The organism is Streptomyces sp. 4N124 (assembly GCF_052245395.1).
Classification (GTDB): Bacteria; Actinomycetota; Actinomycetes; order Streptomycetales; family Streptomycetaceae; genus Streptomyces.
The window spans coordinates 70146-90296 of the sequence record NZ_JBQQBS010000025.1 but is presented as its reverse complement, the minus strand read 5'-3'; the positions used below and the strand labels follow the sequence as shown (position 1 = coordinate 90296).

General features: G+C 69.4%; 14 protein-coding genes and 2 pseudogenes. 9 read left to right on the top strand and 7 right to left on the bottom strand.

The genetic code is table 11. The features are described 5' to 3' along the window. Positions 1–197: 197 nt before the first annotated feature. Positions 198–917 (bottom strand): GntR family transcriptional regulator, encoded by a 720-nt coding sequence (locus ACTWQO_RS24865; protein ID WP_443239563.1) that lies wholly within the window; start codon positions 915–917, stop codon positions 198–200. 578 nt (positions 918–1495) lie between these two features. Between ACTWQO_RS24865 and ACTWQO_RS24860 the strand changes: the two genes are divergently transcribed. After that, positions 1496–1756 (top strand): response regulator transcription factor, encoded by a 261-nt coding sequence (locus tag ACTWQO_RS24860; protein ID WP_443239562.1) that lies wholly within the window; start codon positions 1496–1498, stop codon positions 1754–1756. Between the two features lie 75 nt (positions 1757–1831). Here ACTWQO_RS24860 and ACTWQO_RS24855 read toward each other — a convergent pair. The 5 genes and pseudogenes from ACTWQO_RS24855 to ACTWQO_RS24835 all read right to left on the bottom strand — a co-directional run bounded on the left by ACTWQO_RS24855 (position 1832) and on the right by ACTWQO_RS24835 (position 9082). Next, positions 1832–3369, bottom strand: a pseudogene (locus ACTWQO_RS24855) (AMP-dependent synthetase/ligase). A 177-nt stretch (positions 3370–3546) separates the two neighbouring features. Further along, positions 3547–4962 carry an ATP-binding protein gene (locus tag ACTWQO_RS24850; RefSeq protein WP_443239561.1) on the bottom strand — a complete coding sequence of 472 codons (1416 nt, stop codon included), beginning with the start codon at positions 4960–4962 and terminating at the stop codon, positions 3547–3549. Then, positions 4959–5678 (bottom strand): response regulator transcription factor, encoded by a 720-nt coding sequence (locus tag ACTWQO_RS24845; RefSeq protein ID WP_443239560.1) that lies wholly within the window; start codon positions 5676–5678, stop codon positions 4959–4961. The genes ACTWQO_RS24850 and ACTWQO_RS24845 overlap by 4 nt, the downstream gene beginning before the upstream one ends. Positions 5679–5778: 100 nt before the next feature. After that, positions 5779–8025 carry an MMPL family transporter gene (locus ACTWQO_RS24840; protein WP_443239559.1) on the bottom strand — a complete coding sequence of 749 codons (2247 nt, stop codon included), beginning with the start codon at positions 8023–8025 and terminating at the stop codon, positions 5779–5781. 130 nt (positions 8026–8155) lie between these two features. Further along, positions 8156–9082 (bottom strand): LysR family transcriptional regulator, encoded by a 927-nt coding sequence (locus tag ACTWQO_RS24835; protein ID WP_443239558.1) that lies wholly within the window; start codon positions 9080–9082, stop codon positions 8156–8158. 207 nt (positions 9083–9289) lie between these two features. On the opposite strand from ACTWQO_RS24835, the gene ACTWQO_RS24830 reads away from it, so the two are divergent. From ACTWQO_RS24830 to ACTWQO_RS24795, 8 genes are all read left to right on the top strand, one after another. Further along, on the top strand, positions 9290–10444 hold the full coding sequence (locus ACTWQO_RS24830) for a tartrate dehydrogenase (protein WP_443239557.1): 1155 nt from the start codon (positions 9290–9292) through the stop codon (positions 10442–10444). Continuing rightward, positions 10441–12120 carry a hydantoinase B/oxoprolinase family protein gene (locus ACTWQO_RS24825; protein WP_443239556.1) on the top strand — a complete coding sequence of 560 codons (1680 nt, stop codon included), beginning with the start codon at positions 10441–10443 and terminating at the stop codon, positions 12118–12120. The genes ACTWQO_RS24830 and ACTWQO_RS24825 overlap by 4 nt, the downstream gene beginning before the upstream one ends. Beyond that, a complete protein-coding gene (locus tag ACTWQO_RS24820) occupies positions 12117–14201 on the top strand; it encodes a hydantoinase/oxoprolinase family protein (protein WP_443239555.1) in 2085 nt (694 codons plus the stop codon). The genes ACTWQO_RS24825 and ACTWQO_RS24820 overlap by 4 nt, the downstream gene beginning before the upstream one ends. Then, positions 14198–15472, top strand: a complete 1275-nt coding sequence (locus ACTWQO_RS24815) for an MFS transporter (RefSeq protein WP_443239554.1) — start codon at positions 14198–14200, stop codon at positions 15470–15472. The genes ACTWQO_RS24820 and ACTWQO_RS24815 overlap by 4 nt, the downstream gene beginning before the upstream one ends. 61 nt (positions 15473–15533) lie before the next feature. Further along, the gene (locus ACTWQO_RS24810) at positions 15534–16520 is read left to right on the top strand and encodes a phosphoglycerate dehydrogenase (RefSeq protein WP_443239553.1); all 987 of its coding nucleotides are present in this window, start codon (positions 15534–15536) and stop codon (positions 16518–16520) included. A gap of 71 nt (positions 16521–16591) precedes the next feature. Further along, entirely contained in the window at positions 16592–17977 is a 1386-nt protein-coding gene (locus tag ACTWQO_RS24805; protein WP_443239552.1) for an acyclic terpene utilization AtuA family protein, read from the top strand. Continuing rightward, positions 17970–18299: a DUF4387 domain-containing protein gene (locus ACTWQO_RS24800; protein WP_443239551.1), complete on the top strand. Its 330-nt coding sequence runs from the start codon at positions 17970–17972 to the stop codon at positions 18297–18299. The genes ACTWQO_RS24805 and ACTWQO_RS24800 overlap by 8 nt, the downstream gene beginning before the upstream one ends. Positions 18300–18326: 27 nt before the next feature. Further along, positions 18327–19784, top strand: coding sequence for an alpha/beta hydrolase family protein (locus tag ACTWQO_RS24795; protein WP_443239550.1), 1458 nt, complete (start codon positions 18327–18329; stop codon positions 19782–19784). Between the two features lie 255 nt (positions 19785–20039). Here the strand turns inward: ACTWQO_RS24795 and ACTWQO_RS24790 are convergent. Beyond that, positions 20040–20123 (bottom strand): annotated as a pseudogene (locus tag ACTWQO_RS24790) (LuxR C-terminal-related transcriptional regulator); the annotation flags it as partial. Between the last annotated feature and the right edge of the window lie 28 nt (positions 20124–20151).

The following is a 20151-nucleotide window of genomic DNA, read 5'->3' as shown; positions in this document are numbered from 1 at the left end:
CGTCGGAGCGCTCTTCCACGGGCGCGGAGATGTCCTCGAGCGGCTCGGGCTGAGGTGCGATGTTGGGCATGGAGGCTCCTTTGCCATATGCCATAGCACGTACGTTGTGGGCGTGGGGAGCAGGGCTCACCGCCCCCGAGAGCTATTTGCTATAGCTTCTTGGAGAAGAGCGAGCGAGTGACCCCTTCAGGCGGCTTTCAGTGCGAGAAACGCGCCGTGAGCAGGGAGGAGCTGGATGACTGGCTGTGCGCGTTCATCAGCTCCTCCGCCCGCCTGCCGTCTCCGGCGGCGATGGCGTCGTAGATGGCACGGTGCTGGTGATAGCGCGCATCCACGGCGCTGCGCCGTTCGTCGCTGAGCTCGGACAGGACGCTGTTGCGTCGTTCGTCCGCGCCGAAGGCGTCGACCATGTGCAGCATCTGCAGCAAGGTCGCGTTCCCGCTGGCCTGGTCCACCAGCTCATGGAACTGTCGCATGCAGTGCAGGATCTCCTCGATCAGCTTCCGCTCGTCGGCACTGCCGGGGCTGAGCCCGACTGTCTGGCTGCACAGGCGGTCGGCCTTGTCGAGGACGGTACGCATCTGCCGTCTCTGTGCCGCGGTTGACTTCTCCGCGGCCAGCCGCGCGGCCAGCGCACGGAGTGAGTCGCCGATCATGGAGAACTCCCGCAGTTCGTCCTCCGCGTACTTCGCGATGCGCACGGAGCGCGGTCCGGTCCTTTCCACCAGCCGGTCCTGCTCCAGGCGGCGCAACGCCTCGCGTACCGGTGTCGCGCTGATGTCGAGAGACTCGGCCAGCCCCCGCTCGGTCACCTTCTGACCCCGCTCGAGGACGCCCGAAACGATCGCCTCACGGATCGCCGAGTACGCCTGGTCACCCAAGGTCGCGGAAACCGTGAGCTGCGGAAGCTGTCCCATGGCAAGTACGGTATTTGCTACAGCAGAATTGTCAACCGGTTGCGGGCGGACGAATTCCTGAGGCACCCGTCAAGAAACGCTCAGGCTGATTGCGGGCCGACCGTCAAGTGCGGTGTGAATGATGTGTCGGGTCATCCCGGTCCGTGGGGCAGAAGAAGGACCCGTGAACCAAGCAATTGTCGCGGGCGGGCCGTCCCTTGTGCGGGCCGCCCTCACCAAGGTGATCGATTCGAGTAGTTCCATGAGGGTGGCTGGCGCCGCCGTGCACAGCGACGACCTCAGAGACCTGCTCCATGGCGGCGTCGATGCGGACCTCGTCCTGCTCGACCGCTCCATCCAGGTGGATGAGCCGGACGACTTCACCGCTCTGATCAGCGAGACGTGTGCCGTGGCCCGGACCGTTGTCTTCGGCGCTTGCAGTGCTCAGGAGGTCGACGCCCAGGTGCGCGCCGGCGCCACGGGCATTCTCACCGTCGACGTCAGCGCGTCACAGCTGATCGCGGCCCTGGAAACCGTAAGCCGGGGTGGGCTCGTCGTGGCCCTGGGCACGGCTCCGGCTGTGAACACGGGCACGGGTGATGCCCGAACTCACCCGCAATCTCTCCCTCCGAGAACGCGAGATCCTCACCATGCTGTCGCGCGGTCAGGACAGCGCCTCCATCGCCCGCGACCTGGACCTCAGTCCGCTCACCGTGAAGACCCACATCACGCACATGCTCAGCAAGCTCGGACTCCGCCGGCGCGGGCACCTGATCGCCTTCGCCTATGAGAGCGGGCTCATCGTGCCCGGCATGACCCACACGAGTTTCATCGCGAACCGGCTGCAAGCGGCCTCGTAAGGGGATCGACGGCACAGAGGTGAGGAGGGCCGGCAGGTCACACCAGATGAGTCCGGTACAGCTCTCGCACAGGCCCTACGCCTCGCGTGTGCCCTGGTACATCTCGTCGATGAGGTTCTGGTATGCGCGTTGGACCACCGACCGCTTCAGCTTCAGGCTCGGGGTGATCTCGCCACGGTCCACATCCAGGCCGCGGGGCAGCAGCCGGAACTTCTTGATGGTCTGCCACCGCTGAAGCCCGGCCTTGAGTTGCCGCACGTACCCGTCGATCAGCTCGACCGTGGCGGGCGCCGCGACGACCTCCTCGTACGACTTCTCCTCCAGGCCGTTCTCCCGGGCCCACTGGAGGATCGACGGCTCGTCGAGTGCGATCACGGCGGTGCAGACGTTCCGGTCGGCGCCGTGGACGAGGATGTTGGAGACGTACGGGCAGACCGCCTTGAACTGCCCCTCGACCTCGGCGGGGGCTATGTACTTGCCGCCGGACGTCTTGATGAGGTCCTTCTTGCGGTCGGTGATGCGCAGATAGCCGTCGTTCGAGAGTTCGCCGATGTCGCCGGTGTGGAACCAGCCGTCGGGCTCCAGGACCTCGGCGGTCCTCTCGGGAAGCTTGTGGTAGCCCTGCATGATGCCGGGGCCGCGCAAAAGGATCTCGCCGTCGTCGGCGATACGGACCTCGGTGCCGGGCAGCGGCTTGCCGACCGTGCCGGTGCGGTAGGCGTCGTCGGGGTTGACGAAGGCGGCGGCGGAGGACTCGGTGAGGCCGTAGCCCTCCAGGATGCGGACGCCCGCGCCGGCGAAGAAGTAGCCGATCTCCGGGGCGAGGGACGCCGAACCCGAGACGCAGATACGCAGCTGCCCTCCCAGGGCCTCGCGGAGCTTGGCGTAGACGAGCCGGTCGGCGACCGCGTGCTTGACAGGCCTGTGGCGGCGGTGGCCTTGGCCATGTACGACCAGTTGTCGAGCGGGAGCCGGACGCCCTTGGGGCGGCCGGTGGTGCCGGAGGTGTAGATGAGGGTGGCGAGCTGGTCCTTGGTGATGGCGGAGACCCGATCCTTGATCAGTTCCGGGTCCTTCTCCAGGCGCGCCCTGCCCCGGGCTTCCAGTTCGGCCAGACCGAGGACCCACTCCTCACCGGTTGTGGTGGCGGTCGGATCGATGACCACGACATGGCTCAGTTCGGGCAGCTCGGCGCGCTTTTCGACCGCCTTGGCCAACTGCTCGGCGCTCTCCGCGATGAGCACCCGGCTGCCGGAGTCCGACAGGATGTACGCCGACTCGTCGGCGTTGGTCTGCGGGTAGACGGTGGTGGTCGCCGCGCCCGCGCACATGATGCCGAGGTCGGCGAGGATCCACTCGATCCGGGTCGAGGACGCCAGCGCCACCCGTTCCTCGGGCCGCACGCCCAACTCGATCAGGCCGTCCGCGATGTTGTACACCCGCTCGGCGGCCTGCGCCCAGCTGAGCGACTTCCAGTCGGCCGGGCCCCCGGCGGAGGACGGTGGTGCCGGGTAGCGGTAGGCCTCGGCGTCCGGTGTGGCCGCCACGCGCTCAAGGAAGAGTCCCGCGACGGAAGGTGGACGATTCCCAACGGGTGTCTGTGTGTCGTGCACGACATCCTCCGGATATCGGTAGGGCTGCGGTCGGTGTGGTCAGACCGCGGCACACATCGGTTGTGGTGCGGTGCTGCGGTGGTGCAGTCGCGCACAGGGCATGTGCTGACCGGGGGATGGCGGGCGTGGGAGCCCCGGCAGGTGCGGGTCAGCCGGTCAGGTGCCGTGCGTGAGTCATCACGGCCGATGGCCGCGCGGGAGCCGGATGGTGACGGTGGTTCCGACTCCCAGGTCCGAGTACACGGCCACCTGTCCGTGGTGGGCGTGGACGATGGCCTCCACGATGGCCAGGCCGAGACCGGAACCTCCGTAGGCGCGGCTCCGGCTGGCCTCGGCGCGCCAGAACCGTTCGAAGACGCGGGGCAGGTCCTCGGGGGAGATTCCAGGACCGTTGTCGATGACACTCAGCTCTACGGTGTCTCGGCTGAGGGTGACCTCGACGCGCACGGAGGTCTGAGCCGGGGTGTGCTGGACGGCGTTGCCGACGAGATTGCGCAGGGCCTGTTGGAGACGGGCGGCATCCCCGATGACGGGTGCGGGCAGGGCGGGTGCCATGGCGATGTCGCGTTGGGGGTAGATGATCTGGGCGTCCTCGATGACGCCGGCGGCCAGGACGGTGAGGTCCACGTCGTCCTGCTCGACGGGTCGGCCGGCGTCCAGGCGGGCGAGCAGCGCGAGATCCTCCACGAGCAGGCGCATCCGCCCCACTTCGTTCTCGATGTGCTCGAGTGCGGTCTCCAGGCCAGGTCCGGACAGGCCTCCTTGGCGGTGCAGATCGAGCCATCCGGAGATGGTGGACAAAGGGGTGCGCAGTTCGTGGGAGGTGTCGGCGGCCAGCGAGCGCACGGTCGCCTCCGCGCGGGCCTGGGCGTCGAACGCCCGGTTGACCGCCTTGGCCAGCAGGTCGGCTTCGCTGCCGTTGCGATGGGTGGGCAGCCGCTCGGTCAGGGAGCCCGCGGCGATGGCGTCGGCGCTGCGGGCCATGCGGGCGAGCGGGCGCATACCTAGGCGCAGAACGATGACGGACAGCCCCAGCAGCACCAGCAACGCGCCGCCGATCAAAGCCAGTTGCCGTCCGATGAGGGCGTCGGTGGTGGCGTCGTCGACGGAGGTGTCGATGGTGAGGATGACAGTCGCCGGTGTCACGGTGCCTTCGGCGGGCCCGCGGTCGATGACCAGGCCGGGACTGGGGATGCGTACGGCGCTGAGGTCGCCCCCCTCCAAGGTGACGACGCTTCCCGTGGGTGCCGTCACGCTGAGCGCGGCCAGCTCGTCCGCGGCCCGGGATGCGGAACCGGTACTCAGCAGGACCCTGTTGCCCTCGTCGACGGCCACCGTGCCCAGGGGCGAGCCGAGCAGGGCGCCGAGCTGGTCGGCGTTGGCGGTTTGCGGTCCCTGACCGATGACCTGTGTCAAACGCTGGGCGTTGGCCTTGAGGGTGTCCTGGTTTCGCTTGTCCAGGAAGTCATCCAGGAGAAGGGCGCTGATGACGGCGCTGACCACCAGGCCGACGACCAGGAGCACGGCGAGCCCCGCGAGCAGACGCAGGCGGACGCTGGAGAAGGCCCAGAGAAGACGGCCGCGGAGTGTCACGAGTCGTCCTGCTCTCGGAGGGTGTAGCCGACGCCGCGCACGGTGCGCAGCAGCGGCGTACGGCCATGGTCGATCTTGCGTCGGAGGTTGGAGATGAAGCGTTCGACGACGACGGAGTCCCCGCCGAAGCTGTACTGCCACACGGCCTCGAGGATCTGGGCGCGGGAGAGGACCTGCCCCTGGTGACTCAGCAGGTAGTGCAGCAGACGGTATTCGGTGGGGGAGAGGTCGATGAGTTGGCCTGCTCGGCGGACTTCGTGGCGGGGGTCGTCGAGGGTGAGGTCGCCACACCGCAGGCGTGTCTCCTCGGCGGCGGGAGTTCCGCTGCGAGCACGGCGCAACAATGCCTGCAAGCGGGCGCCGACTTCGACGACGCTGAAGGGTTTGGTGACGTAGTCGTCGCCGCCCAGGCGCAGTCCTCGTACCCGGTCCTCGACGGCGTCGCGGGCGGTGAGGAACAGGACGGGTACGTCGATGGCGCGGGCGCGCAGCAGTTGGAGGATCTCGAAGCCGTCGGCGCCGGGGAGCATCACGTCGAGCACGATGACGTTCGGGGGGCGGCGGGCGACCTGGTCGAGGGCTTCGGTCAGGTCGCCCGCCACGTCGACTTCGAATCCGGCGAACTGGAGTGCCGAGATCAGCAGGCGCCTGATGCCGGGGTCGTCGTCGATGACGAGGACGCGGTCGGCGGTGCCCGGCGTGTTGACGGCGTTCATGTGTGCTCCTGGTGGCGGCATCGGCTGACCGATGTCTGCCGTTGCCGCCGGTGCGGCGAACTCGGTGGTTCCGGTGTCGGCTCTGCTGATCATCGCGTTGTCACAGGTTTACTGGGGTGGATTCCTTGACGGGGGCGTGGGGGGCCGCCGGCTGGGGAGCGTGGAAGTTCTCGCCCTCGACGTCGAGTTGGGGCAGTACGCGGTCCAGACGTCGCGGGAGCCACCAGGCCCGGTCACCGAGGAGCGCCAGGATCGCCGGCACGAGGGTCATACGGACCAGGAAGGCGTCGACCATGACTCCGAAGGCCAGGGCGAAGGCGATCGGCATGATGTCGGCGTCGCGGGCGAACAGAAAACTGACGAACACCGAGACCATGATGAGCGCGGCAGAAGTTACCACGCGGGCGGCGTTGCGGGCTCCGTTGAGGATGGCGGTGCGGGCGTCGCCGTGGCGGTTGTAGTCCTCCCGCATGGCGGAGACGAGGAACACTTCGTAGTCCATGGCCAGTCCGAAGAGTACGGACATCACGATGATGGGCACGAAGCTGGCCACCGGGCCCTGGCTGGGCACGCCCAGCCAGGGCCCGGTGGCCAGCCATCCCCACTGGAAGACCGCGACGGTGGCTCCGAAGGCGGCACCCACGGACAGCAGGAACCCGATGGTGGCCTTGATGGGGATGGCGATCGACCGGAACGCGATCATCAGCAGGAGCAGGGAGAGGCCGACGACGACGATCACGAAGGGCACGAGTGCGCCGCTGAGCTTGTCGGAGACGTCGATGCTGACCGCGGTCATACCGGTGACGGCGACGTACGAGCCACTGGACTGTGCCAGTGGCTGCATCTGGGTGCGCAGCCGGGATACGAGGTCGCTGGTCTCCTCGGACCGCGGGCCGGTCTCGGGGATGATCTGGATCCGTGCCGCCGTCTCGTCCTCGGCCATGTCGACACCGCTGACGTCCGCGATGCCGTCGACCCCGCGCAACTCGTCCTCGACAGCGGTGGCCGTGGAGGTGACGGCGGCCGCGTCGTCCTTCTCGACGAGCACGACGAGGGGGCCGTTGGCGCCGGGACCGAAGGCATCACTGATCACGTCGTAGGCCTGGCGGCTGGAGTTGCTCGTGGCGGCGGAACCCTCGTCGGTGAGCGCCAGCTTCAGTTCCATGCCGGGAATGGCCAGGGCGATGAGCGCGGCGGTGCCCAGGATCAGGTTGCGTACGGGATGGCGCAGGACGCTCTCGGTCCAGCGCACGCCCATGGTGGCCGTCGGGCCGCTGTGCGCTGCCTGCCGCGCCCGGCGCTTACGGCTCATGGGCAGGAACCGGCGGCGTCGGGTGGCGGACCGGGGTGCCTTGGGCGTGAGCCTGTGACCGACCATTCCCATCAGCGCGGGCAGCAAAGTCACCGCCGTGATGACGGAGACCGCGACCGCTCCGGCGGACGCCAGGCCCATGGAGGTCAGCATCGGCACACCGGCCACGGACAGACCGGACAGCGCGATGAGGACCGTGGCTCCGGCGAAGATCACGGCGCTGCCCGCGGTGGCGGTGGCCGTGGCGACGGACTCCCGGACCGGCATTCCGGTGCCGAGCTGGGCGCGGTGCCGGGAGACGATGAACAGGGCGTAGTCGATACCGACGGCGAGACCCAGCATGATCGCCAGGGTGGGCGCGTTGTCGGAGACGTCGAAGGTCGTGGCCAGACCGATCATCGCGGCCATCGTGCCGAAGATCCCGAGAACGGCGGTGAGCAGCGGCAGACCCGCCGCGAGCAGCGACCCGAACGTGATCACCAGGATGACCAGGGCCACACCCAGTCCGACCAGCTCACTGGGCCCCACGGGCGGATGCGAGGTCTCGTAGGGCTCACCGCCGTAGATGGTCCTCAGGCCGGCCTGCTGGGCCTCGTCCCCCGCGGCCTTCACCGCGTCCAACGTGCCTTGCGGCACGTCGTCGGCCTCCTTGGTGGTGAAGGTGACCTCAGCCACCGCGGTGCGTCCGTCCTCGGAGACGGTGCCGCTCTCGGACGGGTCACTGACCTCACTCACCCCGGGGACCCGGCCCACAGCCTCCAGCGGCGTACGCAGATCCGCCTCGGTCACCTTGCGGCCGGCCGGCGCCTGGAACACGATCTGCGCCGACTGGACGTCCGGCTCGGGGAAGTGCCGTTCCATCGTGGTCAGGGCGGTCTGGGCCGGTGAGCCGGGAATGGAGCTGCTGTCCGTGAAGGAGCCGGCGAAGGAGAGCCCGAGACCGACCACCGCACCGAGGGTGAGGAGCCACCCGATCAACATCCTTCGCCACCGCCGAGCACCCCACGCGCCCAGCCGGTACAAGAGCGTAGCCATCAATGATTCCCTCACTGCTAGGAAGACGACCCGCCACATCCTTCTGAGTGGACTTGACGACCGCCTCACGGGGAACCTGAGGGTTTTTTGACGGTTCGACTCCGGCACCGTCAGGTACGCTCGACAGGCCCTAGCCGACGCCCCGCCCGGCTCCGGACCGGTCCTTCGCGTGCCCCAGCCGTAGCGGGAGCCGCGCGGCGAGGTAGTCGATGAGCGCGCTGACACGTCGCGGGACATGCCCGTCCTCCTCGAGGAGGGCGTAGATGTCGGCGGCCGGTGTCGACAGGTGCGGCAGGACCCGGACGAGTTCGCCACGGTCCAGATGCGGCCTGACGTGCCACTCCGAGCGCATGATCACGCCTCGGCCCTCCAGCGCCCAGCCGGTCACCACGTCGCCGTCATTGCTGGACAGGCTGCCGTGCACCCGCACATGCCGGGGACGGTCCGCGTCCCCGAAGCGCCACAGCGCGAAATCGCTCTCGTTCTCCCGCAGCACGATGCAGTTGTGGTGGGCCAGATCCTCGACGCCGGCCGGGGTGCCGTGCTCGGCGAGGTAGGACGGTGCCGCGCAGGGCACGCGCCGGTTCTTGGCCAGCCGCCGCATGCGCAGCGAGGAGTCGGGCGGTATGCCGACGTGGACGGCCACGTCGAACTCACGCTGGTGGGGCCGTAGCGGAAGCGCGGATGTCTGCAACCGGACGTGCAGCTCCGGATGGGCCGCGGCGAACTCGCCGAGCAGCGGCGCGATGTGGGCGCGGCCGAGACCGAGCGTGGCCTCGACGACCAGGGATCCGCGCACCCCCGCGGCCGTGTCGGTGATCGTGTCCTCCAGCTCTCGTACCTGGTCGAGGATCGCCTCCACACGCGCCGCGTACAACTCACCCTCCGAAGTCAGCACGAGTCGGCGGGCGCCGCGCTGGACGAGCCGGACGTCCAGACGGCGCTCCAGCGCGCTGAGGCGTTTGCTGACGACGGGCAGTGAGCAACCGAGTTCTCGCGAGGCGGCCGTCAGCGTCTCGCTCGACGCGACCACATGGAAGAACTGAAGGTCGTCCACGGCTGAACGGCTTTTGGACCAGGGGCGACCAGAACGCCGGGGGCTTTCCACGGGGGAAAACGTACCTTGCCAGTTACGGCCTTGTAACGGGTGTCGTCGCTGGCCAAGGTGGACCCAGTCGCGCCGTGGGCCGGAACGCCTCCTCTCCTGGAGAGCGTGTTCACCGCCGGACGAGCGCATCGATCACCTGGACTGGGGAGTGGATTCGTGCCGCAGAGCTATCGCATCGCAGCGATTCCGGGCGACGGGATCGGCCGCGAGGTCGTCCCGGAGGGCCTGAGGTGCCTGCGGGCCGCTGCCGAGGTGCACGGTTTCGAACTCGACGTCACCGAGTTCGACTTCGCCAGCGCCGACTACTGGCTGCAACACGGCACGATGCTGCCCGAGAACTGGCGGGACGTGCTCGGTGCGTTCGACGCGATCTTCTTCGGCGCGGTCGGATGGCCGGACGTGGTCCCGGACCATGTGTCGCTGTGGGGCAGCCTGCTCCAGCTGCGGCGGGGCTTCGACCAGTACGTCAATCTGCGTCCCGTCCGGCTGCTGCGCGGCGTACGCAGTCCGCTGCGTGACCACCAGCCGGGCGACATCGACTTCTACGTGGTGCGGGAGAACACCGAGGGCGAGTACTCCAGCATCGGCGGCCGGATCTTCGAGGGCACCGATCGCGAGACGGTGGTCCAGGAGACGGTCATGACACGCACCGGCGTCGACCGTGTCCTGCGCTATGCCTTCGAACTTGCCTCGTCCCGTCCGAGCAGGCACCTGACCTGGGCGACGAAGAGCAACGGGATCTCGATCTCCATGCCCTACTGGGACGAGCGCGCGACCGCGATGGCCGCCCGGTTCCCGGACGTGACCGCCGACAAGGACCACATCGACATCCTGACCGCGAAGTTCGTCCTCCAGCCCGACCGGTATGACGTGGTCGTCGCCAGCAACCTGTTCGGCGACATCCTCTCGGACCTCGGCCCGGCCTGCACCGGCACGATCGGCATCGCCCCCAGCGCCAACATCAACCCCGATCGCTCCTTCCCCAGCCTCTTCGAGCCGGTGCACGGATCGGCGCCGGACATCGCCGGTCTCGGTGTCGCCAACCCCGTCGGCCAGATCTGGAGCGGCGCCATGATGCTCACCCACCTCGGCGAGCACGAGGCGGCCGCGCACGTCGTGGCCGCGATCGAGGGCGTCCTGGACGAGGAGCCCGGTGTGGTCACCCCCGACCTCGGCGGCACGGGGACCACGGCGGGGCTGGGGAAGGCCATCGCCGACCGGATCACCGCGAGTTCACGCGTCGGCCGCAGCGGCACAGCGGCAGATGACCCGGCCGCCGGCGCGGTCGAAGAGGAGATCGCGGCGTCATGATCAGACCTGTCTGCGACCCGGTCGGTCTCGAGGTGCGCTGGGACCGGCTCGCCGCCGCCACCGACGAGGCGGCCTCCACGATGCTGCGCACGGCCTTCTCCACGATCATCCGTGAGTCGAACGACTACACCGTCGTCCTGATGGACCGCGCGGGCCGCACGATGGCCGAGTCACGGGCGGGCATCCCCGCCTTCGCCGCCCTGATGAGTTCGCTGACCGCGCTGGTCCTCGAACGGTTCCCGGCGGGCGAGTGGCAGGACGGCGACAGCGTCATCACGAACGACCCGTGGATCGCCACCGGGCACCTGCCCGACATCGCCATGATCTCCCCGGTCTTCCACCGAGGACGGCTCGTCGCGTTCTCGGGCACCGTGGCGCACTCACCGGACATCGGCGGCACACCCTCGATGAGCGCGACCGAGCTGATCTCCGAGGGCATCCTGATTCCTCCGCTGCGCCTGTTCCGGGCCGGACGGGTCGAGCAGGGGGTCAAGGACCTGCTGTTGGCGAACGTACGACTGGCGGACCAGGTGTGGGGCGACCTGGAGGCGCAGGCCGCGGCGCACGCCGTGTGCTGCCGGCGCGCCCAGGAATTCCTCACCGATTTCCGTGAGCCGGACTTCGAGGCGTTCGCGGCCCAGGTCCACGCGGTGACCGACGCCGCGATGCGGGCGGGCGTCCGCGACCTGCCCGACGGCGTCTACCGCGCCGCCCTGGACGCGGACGGCGTCGACGGCCACCCCACGCACATCGAGTGCGCGGTGACCGTGCGCGGCGAGGAGGTCGGGATCGACTACACCGGCAGCTCCCCCCAAGTCCCCTTCGCGACGAACTCGACGCTGAACTACACCCGCGCCTACTCCATGTATCCGCTGAAGATCCTGCTGGACCCGGCCACGCGGACCAACTGGGGTTCCTACCGGTCCATCCAGGTCACCGCGCCGGAGGGCACGATCGTCAACCCGAGGTTTCCCGCGCCCGTGGTGGCACGGCACCTCACCGGCCACCTCCTGTCCTGCGCGGTGTACCAGGCACTGGCCCCGGTGCTGCCGGACCGTGTCATCGCCGACAGCGGCGGCGCCCCCGCCCTGCGGGTCCGCTTCGCGGGCGTCGACGACTCCGGCCGGCCTTTCAGCCTCATGCTCTTCGCCAACGCGGGCATGGGCGCGGCCAAGGAGTCGGACGGGCTGTCCACCACGGCCTTCCCGACCAACTCGGGCGGCGGCAGCATCGAGGCCCTGGAGGCCGCGTCACCGCTGCACTTCCTCCGCAAGGAGCTGCGAGCCGGATCGGGCGGACGGGGCCGACGCCGCGGAGGGCTGGGCCAGACCATCGAGGTCCGCAACCCGACGAGCCGACCGGTGCAGATGGTGCTGCTCGGAGACCGCGAGCGGCATCCTGCGCTCGGCCTGGCGGGCGGTGAACCGGGTGCCACCGCACAGGTCGTCCTGGACTCCGGCGAACGCGTCCCGCTGAAGTCGATCTCACAGCTGGCCCCCGGCGCCTCGGTGGTCATCTCCTTCGCGGGCGGCGGCGGGTTCGGCCCGGCCGAGGAGCGCGAGCCCGAACTCCTGATCGCCGACGCGATCGCCGCCTACACCGTCCCAGCCCGTCAGCAGGACCCGCTCACAGCCCGGACGGCGGGCGGGAGCGCACGTGAGGAGGTGGTCCGATGAGCCGCACGGTCCGGATCGGCGTCGATGTCGGCGGAACGTTCACCGATCTGCTGCTGCACGACCCCCGCCGGGGACTGGCCTGGCCCGGCAAGCTGCCCATCACGCCCCACGCTCCCAACGAGGCCATCACCGCGGGGATCGCCCGCCTGCTGGAGGAGACGTCCACGGCCCCCGGCGACGTCGCGGGCATCGTGCACGGCACCACGCTGGTGACGAACACCCTGCTGGAACGCACCGGAGCGGTCGTCGGCCTGCTGACCACCAGCGGGTTCAGCGACTCCCTCGAAATGGGACGGGAGACGAGGTTCGACACCACCGACCTGCTCGCCCGACCGGCCCAGCCGCTGGTACCGCGCCACCTGCGCCGCGGGATACCCGGGAGGATCGCCGCGGACGGCCGTGAACTCGAACCGCTCGACGACCGCGCCATCCTCACGGCTGTGCGGGACCTGGCGGAGCAGGGCATCGAGGCCCTGGCCGTGGCGCTGATGCACTCCTACCGCAACGCCGGGCACGAGCACCGCGTCCGGGACCTGGTCGCACGGACCCACCCCGACCTCCCCGTCACGATCTCCAGCGCTGTGGCTCCGGTCATCGGCGAGTACGAGCGGGCCGGCACCGCCTGCCTGAACGCGTACGTGCAGCCCCTGATGTCGCGCTATCTCGACGACCTGCGGGACAACCTGACCGCCATGGGGATCGACGTGCCCCTGCGCATCATGCTCTCCGGCGGCGGCGTCACCACCCTGGACGACGCCAAGCTGTTCCCCGTACGGCTGCTCGAGTCGGGACCCGCGGCCGGTGCCATCGCCGCGGCCACCGTCGCCAGGGCGCTGGGGGAGGAGGACGTCGTCTCCTTCGACATGGGCGGCACGACGGCGAAGATCGCCGTCGTCCAGGGGGGCAGGCCCCGGCTCAAGCACGACTTCGAGGCAGGGCGGGTCGACAAGTTCAAGCCCGGCTCGGGGCTGCCGGTGCGCCTGACCGTCGTCGACATGATCGAGATCGGTTCGGGAGGCGGCTCGATCGCGGCACCCGACGCACTCGGGTTGCTCAAGGTGGGACCGCGCAGCGCCGGTTCGGTGCCCGGCCCCGTCGCCTACGGGCGTGGGGGCGAGCGGCCCACCGTGACGGACGCAGACCTGGTGCTCGGCCATCTCGACGCGGAGAACTTCCTCGGCGGCGAGATGAGGCTGCGGACCCGCGAGGCCCACAAGGCGCTGACGCGTGAGGTGGCAGGCCCTCTGGGACTCGACACCACCGACGCCGCCGCCGGGATCGTCGAGGTCGTCACCGCAAGCATGGCCGCCGCCGCCCGCATGCACCTGTCCGAGCAGGGAAAGGACCCCGCCGACTTCGCGCTGCTGGCCTTCGGCGGAGCCGGGCCCGCCCATGCCTACGGACTGGCGAAGGCGCTGAAGATCTCCCGAGTGATCGTGCCGATGCGCGCCGGAGTCATGTCCGCCTGCGGACTCCTGTCCGCCGCTCCGACGGTCGACGAGGTCCGCAGCCTGCCGTCGCCTCTCGCCGATGTCGACTGGGACCAGGTCGCCGCGCTGTACGACGAGATGACGACCCGCGCCACCGAAACACTCCAGCCGTCAGATCCGGAACTGGTCCATGTCCGCCGCTCGGTCGACATGCGGTACCTCGGCCAGGGCTTCGAGATCGAGGTCGGCGTGCCCGAGCAGGACCTCGGCCCGGCCGGTCTCGGGCGCATCCGGACCGCCTTCGAGGCCACGTACCGCTCCATGTTCGGTCGTTCCCTCGACGGGGCCGCTGAGGTCGTGAACTGGCGGCTCTCGATGCAGTTGCCCGGTCATGAGATGTCAACGGAGGGCGGCCATGCGCGAGGACGTGACGCGAGCCGCGGTGTCCGGCCGGTCTACTTCCCCGGCCACGGGCTGCTTGAGGCCACTGTCTGGAACCGCTGTGCACTCACGCCAGGAACCGAACTGGAAGGTCCGGCGATCTTCGAAGAACGCGAATCCTCCTGCTCCTTCGGGCCGGACTGCCGGATCCGGATCACCGACGACCTGACCCTCGTGGCCGAGGTGACGCGAAGGGACGATCCCTCATGACGACGACGTCAGTAGGGCGGCGCACACGGACCCGACGCATCACGTTCCTTGTCGCTCTCGCGGTCTTCGCGCAGGAGTCGACCTGGAACTTCTACGAATCTCAGGTTCCGCCGCTCCTGCGGGAGCACCTCGCCAGCACGGCCGTCGTGGGCCTGCTGATGGGCATGGACAACCTGCTGGGCATCTTCATCCAGCCGTGGATCGGCAACCGGTCCGACCGGACGAGGACCTCCTGGGGACGACGGATGCCGTACCTGGTGGTCGGGATGCCGATCGCCGCCGCGCTGTTCATCCTCATCCCGCACAGCGCGGCGTCCCTGCCGCTCCTGATCGCGGTGATGTTCTCCTACGCGCTCGTCGCCAACACCTTCAAGCCGATCGCCGAGGCGCTCGTACCGGACTTCATCGCACCCGAGCGACGCAGCCGGGCCAACGCCGCGGTCAAGATCGCCTCCAGCATCACGGCCATCGTCGCCGCGCTCATCAGCATCTTCCTGATCGACAACCACCAGAATCTCGCGTTCGCGATCCCCGCGATCATCATGCTGATCTCGATCGGGGTGCTCGCGGCCACCGTGCGCGACAGCCGGTCCCCGGCCTACCGGTCAGCGGTGGCCGAGAGCGATGAGACGCACAGCGCCGAGCGCCCCGAGCCACGGGTCCGGGACAGCTTCGTCGAGATCCTCAAGGACAGCGACCGCAGTCGGCTCCTGCTCCTGGTCGCGATCCTCCTCTTCGGCAGTGCGTGGGCCGCGTCCCGGTCGCTGATCACGCCGTACGGGATGGAAGCCCTCGACATGTCGAAGGGGGCCGCCGGCGGTCTCACCCTGCCCAGCGGTATCGCGTTCATCCTCGCGGCCTACCCGGCGGCCGTGCTCGCCGAGCGCTACGGACGGCTCAGGGTCATGGCCGTGGGCATGTCGGTCTTCGCCGGTGCCATGGTGCTGGGGACGCTCATCCAGACCCCGATGGGGGCCACGGTGGCCCTGTGCCTCGCGGCGGCCGGCGCCACCTGCTTCCTGGTCAACGCGGTGGTCGTCCTGTGGAACCTCGCACCCTCGGCGCGGGTCTTCGGGACCTACGCCGGTCTGTACACCGTCGGCTGGGCCGGCGGCGGCTTTCTGGGCCCGGCGGTGGTCGGCGGGATGGTCGACATCACCGGCTGGCCCCTGATGCTCACCGACATCGCCATAGTCGCCACGCTGTCGATCATCGTCGTGGTCAGGATCAGCGTGCTACAGCGGCGCACCGCCCTGACGCTCGCCAAGTGACCAGCCCATCCCCGCAGCCCGGCGCGAGCCCAGCGACGGGCGCCGCCAGAGACGAGGAACCGTGCCCCGCATCCTGATCACCACGGACTACCTGCGGCCCGGCGACGAGGCCGATCACTATCTCCGGGCGCACGGCCACACGACGGTGCACGCCCCCCTGGTCGGCCGACGCGGTGCCGAGCAGCTCGTCGCCGCCCTCGACGGGATCGACGCGGCGCTAGTCGGCCATGAGCCCCTGACCGCTGAGGTCCTCGCCGAGGCTCCCCGCCTGCGCGCCATCGTGCGCACCGGTGTCGGCTACGACTCGATCGACACCGTCGCCGCGGGCCGGCTCGGCATCACGGTGAGCAACCTGCCGGGGATCAACGCGAACGCCGTGGCGGAGTACACCCTCGGCCTGCTGCTGGCGGCGGCGCGGCGACTGGTGCAGAGCGCGGTGGGCGTCGCGGCCGGCCGGTGGCCGAGGGAGGACGGTCACGAGTTGCGTGGGTCGACGCTCGGCCTGATCGGATACGGGGCGGCAGCGCGCGCCGTGGTGCCGCTGGCGCAGGCCTTCGGCATGGAGGTGCTCTGCACGACCGGTGTGCCGGAGGACAAGCGGTCGGATCCGTCGGTGCGGTTCGTCGCGCTTTCAGAGCTGCTGGCGGCATCCGACTACGTGTCGGTGCACACCGCGCTGACGGACCGCACCCGAGGTCTCCTGGACGCCGCCGCCTTCCGGCGGATGAAGTCGACGGCGGTGCTGGTCAACACCGCGCGGGGCGCCGTCGTCGACGAACGGGCCCTCGCCGACGCCGTGCGCGGTGGCGAGATCGCCGCGGCGGCCCTGGACGTGGTGAGCGAGGAGCCGCTCCCGGCCGACAGCCCGCTGCGGGACGTCGAGGGAATCGTCGTCTTCTCCCACCTCGCCGGCCAGACCGCCGAAGCCCGTGCCGCCGCCGGTCTTGAGGGGGCGGCCGAGGTGGTGGCCGCCCTCGCGGGCCGCCCCCGGTTCGCGGTGAACGCCCACCTGCTGCCCGACACCCCCACTGCCCGGGTCGACGGGTGACACCCGCCCGCCACCTGCCGGGCAGCAACAGGGAACCCGCCACATGCCCGGCACCGACAAGGAAGAGGAACATGGAAAACGAACGGGTTGACCAGGTCAAGGTCATGGCACCGACCGGCATGCTCGGAGCCGGCTTCCCCGAAGCCACCATCGAGCGCGGTCTGGCGCTCGGCGCCGACGTCATCTCCGTCGACGGGGGCAGCACCGACTCCGGTCCCCACTATCTCGGCGCGTCGCAGCCCAAGACCACCCGCGCGGCGGTCGCCCGTGACCTGCGCATGCTGCTCAAGGCCGCGGCCAGTGCCGGAATACCGCTGATCGTGGGCTCGTGTGGCACCAGCGGCACCGACTCCGGTGTCGACTGGGTCGCCAGTATCGTCGCCGACGTCCTGGCAGCCGAGGGCCTCGATCTCCGCGTGGCCCGCATCTACAGCGAGCAGAACGCCGACGCGCTCCTGGAGCGCCTGGACGAGGGCCGGATCCATGCCCTGCCCCCGCTGGGCGAACTGGAGCCGGAGACGCTGCGAAGCTGCACGCACATCGTGGGCGCGATGGGGCACGAGCCGATCGTCGCCGCGCTTGAGGCCGGTGCCCAGGTCGTGCTCGCCGGTCGCGCCACTGACACCGCCATCGCCGCCGCCTACCCGCTGATGAAGGGGATGCCGGCCGGTCCGACATGGCACGCCGCCAAGATCATTGAATGCGGCGGGCAGTGCACCAGTGATCCGCGCGCGGGTGGGGTGCTGGCCACCATCGACGCCGACGGCTTCACCATCGAACCGCTCGATCCGACGGTCGCCTGCACACCGATCCTGGTCGCCGCCCACATGCTCTACGAAACGGTGAACCCGTTCGAGATGCGCGAGCCGGACGGCACCCTGGACGTCCGCGAGTCCGTCTACACCGCCCTGGACGACCGCACCGTGCGGGTCGAGGGTTCGCGGTTCCATGTCGCCGACCAGCACACCATCAAGCTCGAAGGCGCCCGGATCACCGGCTACGAGACGATGTCGTTCAGCGCGATCCGGGATCCGCACATCCTCGCGAACATCGATGACTGGGCCGATCTCATGCGCACGATGATCCGGCAGCGGGTGGAGCAGACGATAGGCCTGGGCGAGGACAAGTACGCCTTCGACCTGCGCCTGTACGGCCACAACGCCATTCTCGGGGATCTTGATCCGGCGGCGGGCCCGCCTCGCGAGGTGGGAGTCATGCTCCTCGTCAACGCGCCGGACCAGAGCACCGCCACCGCCGTCGCGAAGATCGCCAACCCCTTGATGCTTCACCTGCCGACGGTCGACATGGACTACCTGCCGAGCCTGGCGTTCGCCACCTCACCGGCCGAGGTCGAACGCGGTCCCGCCTACGAGTTCGTGCTCAACCACGTCGTCGACACCACTACCCCCACCGACATGTTCCGCACCGAGATCGAGGAGACCTCCCTCCATGGCTGAGACCGCCCCCACCACCCTGGGCGACCTGGCGTACGAGGTCCGGTCCAAGAACGCCGGACCCTTCTGGGTGACCATGGAACTGTTCATGCGTGACGCGGACGGCTATCGCATCGCCGCCGACGAGACGTTCCTCAACGAGGCCACGGTCGCCCGGCTCTACGGACTCGACGAGACCGACGTGCAGATGTTCCGCATCCCGTCCCTGAACGTCGTGAAGATCTCTTTCCCGCGTCCCGTCAGCCAGGCGTCGCTGCGCGACCGTGACGTCCACTCCGGTCAGCACCATGTGCCGCTGGCGGAACTGCCGGTGCCCACCACCTGACACCGCCCCACCTGAAGGAGCAGCTCCTTGAACACACCTGCCGTGCCCGAATCCGGTACCCGTCCTCGGTCCCGCGGACGCCGTTCGGCAACGCTGAGGGCGCTGCTCGCGGCCGCGGCCGTGGGCACGCTCGGCACTGCGCCCGCCGCCCCGGCCGACACCGCGCAGCCCGCTGCCGCCATCTGTCCGGCCGGCCTGGTGGGGAAGGCCAGCTGCTACACCGGCCGGGACGCCAACGGCGCGTACTACACGATGGCTGTCCCGAAACACTGGAACGGCTCCCTCGTCGTCCACGCCCACGGCGGTCCTGACTTCTCCTACGACGAGTCCACCACCACCGAGGACCTGGAGCGCTGGGCGGTCATGGTCGACGAGGGCTATGCCTGGGTGGCCTCCTCGTACCGCCGTGGCGGTTACGGAGTGAGGATGGCCGCGGCCGACACGGAGAACATACGCCGCCTGTTCGTCCACCACTTCGGCCGCCCCGACCGCACCTACCTCCATGGTCAGTCCTGGGGCGGCAATGTCGCCACCAAGGCCGCCGAGACCCACGGCGGGAAGCGCGGTAGCTACGACGGAGTCCTGCTGACCAACGGCTTCCTGGCCGGTGGCTCGCGCGGCTACGACACGCGCGTGGACCTGCGGACGGTCTACCAGTACTACTGCCGCAACCTTCCCCGTCCCACCGAGCCGCAGTACCCGCTGTGGCAAGGACTGCCCGCGCACTCCACGATGACACCCGACGACGTCCACGGCCGACTCCAGGAGTGCACCGGCATCGACTCCGACCCGGCGGACCGGACCGCGAAGCAGCGGCGCAACCTCGACGACATCCTGGCAGTCACCCGCATCCCGGAACACTCCCTGGCCACGAACATGCAGTACGCGGCCTTCCTCGTCCAGGACATCGTGTCCAACCGGCTCGACGGCCGTAACCCGTTCAGCAACCGTGGGGTTCGCTACGACGGTTCGCGCGACGACAAGGCACTCAACGCCGGCGTGGCACGCTTCTCGGCCGACCCCACCGCACGCCGCGACCTCTCCTACGACAGTGACCTCACCGGACGGACCGCACTCCCGGTCCTCACGCTGCACGCGATCGACGACCCACAAGTCTTCGTCGAGCACGAGGCGGCCTATCGCGCCACGGTCCAGGCCGCCGATCGAGGCGAGAACCTCGTCCAGACCTTCACGAGGGAGAGCGAGCACAGCACGCTCAGCAACGCCGAGTACGCCAACTCCCTGTCGGCTCTGGACACATGGGCGCGCACCGGCCGGAAGCCCACCCCCAGTTCGATCGCGCGTTCATGCAGCGCGTTCGACACCATCTACGGAGGTGGCTGCTTCTACGAACCGGCGTTCCGCCCCGCGCCGTTCGCCACGAAGGTCCGGCCCCGGCCCGGTGGCCTCCACTGGCCCGCCATGTCCGCCGCGCAGGAAAAGGTGTGGAGCCGCATCGACGGCGTGGGCATCGCAATGCTGTGAGTGCCACGCTGTGGCCGTTGTCAGTTGACAGGTTGTTGCTGCTGGCGACGGTCGGGCTGCCGGCCTCGGCTCGCGGTGCGGGAGAGCGGGCACGCGTGGTGGTGTGGTTGGCATTTCTGCTCGGCATCGGAGTGTCCCTTGCGGCGAAGTTAGAGGGCGGGAGTACGACGGCGGGCTGACGAGGCCCGAGTCGTAGGCGAAGGTGACGGCCTGCACGCGGTCGCCCAGGTCCAGCTCGGTGAGGACCATCCCCAAGTGGGTCTTCACGGTCGCCTCCGCGCGGAACAGGCGGGAGGCGATCTCGCTGTTGGACAGGCCCTCGGTGACCAGTTCGAGCACCTTTGGTTCGCGCAGGGGCAGCAGGTTC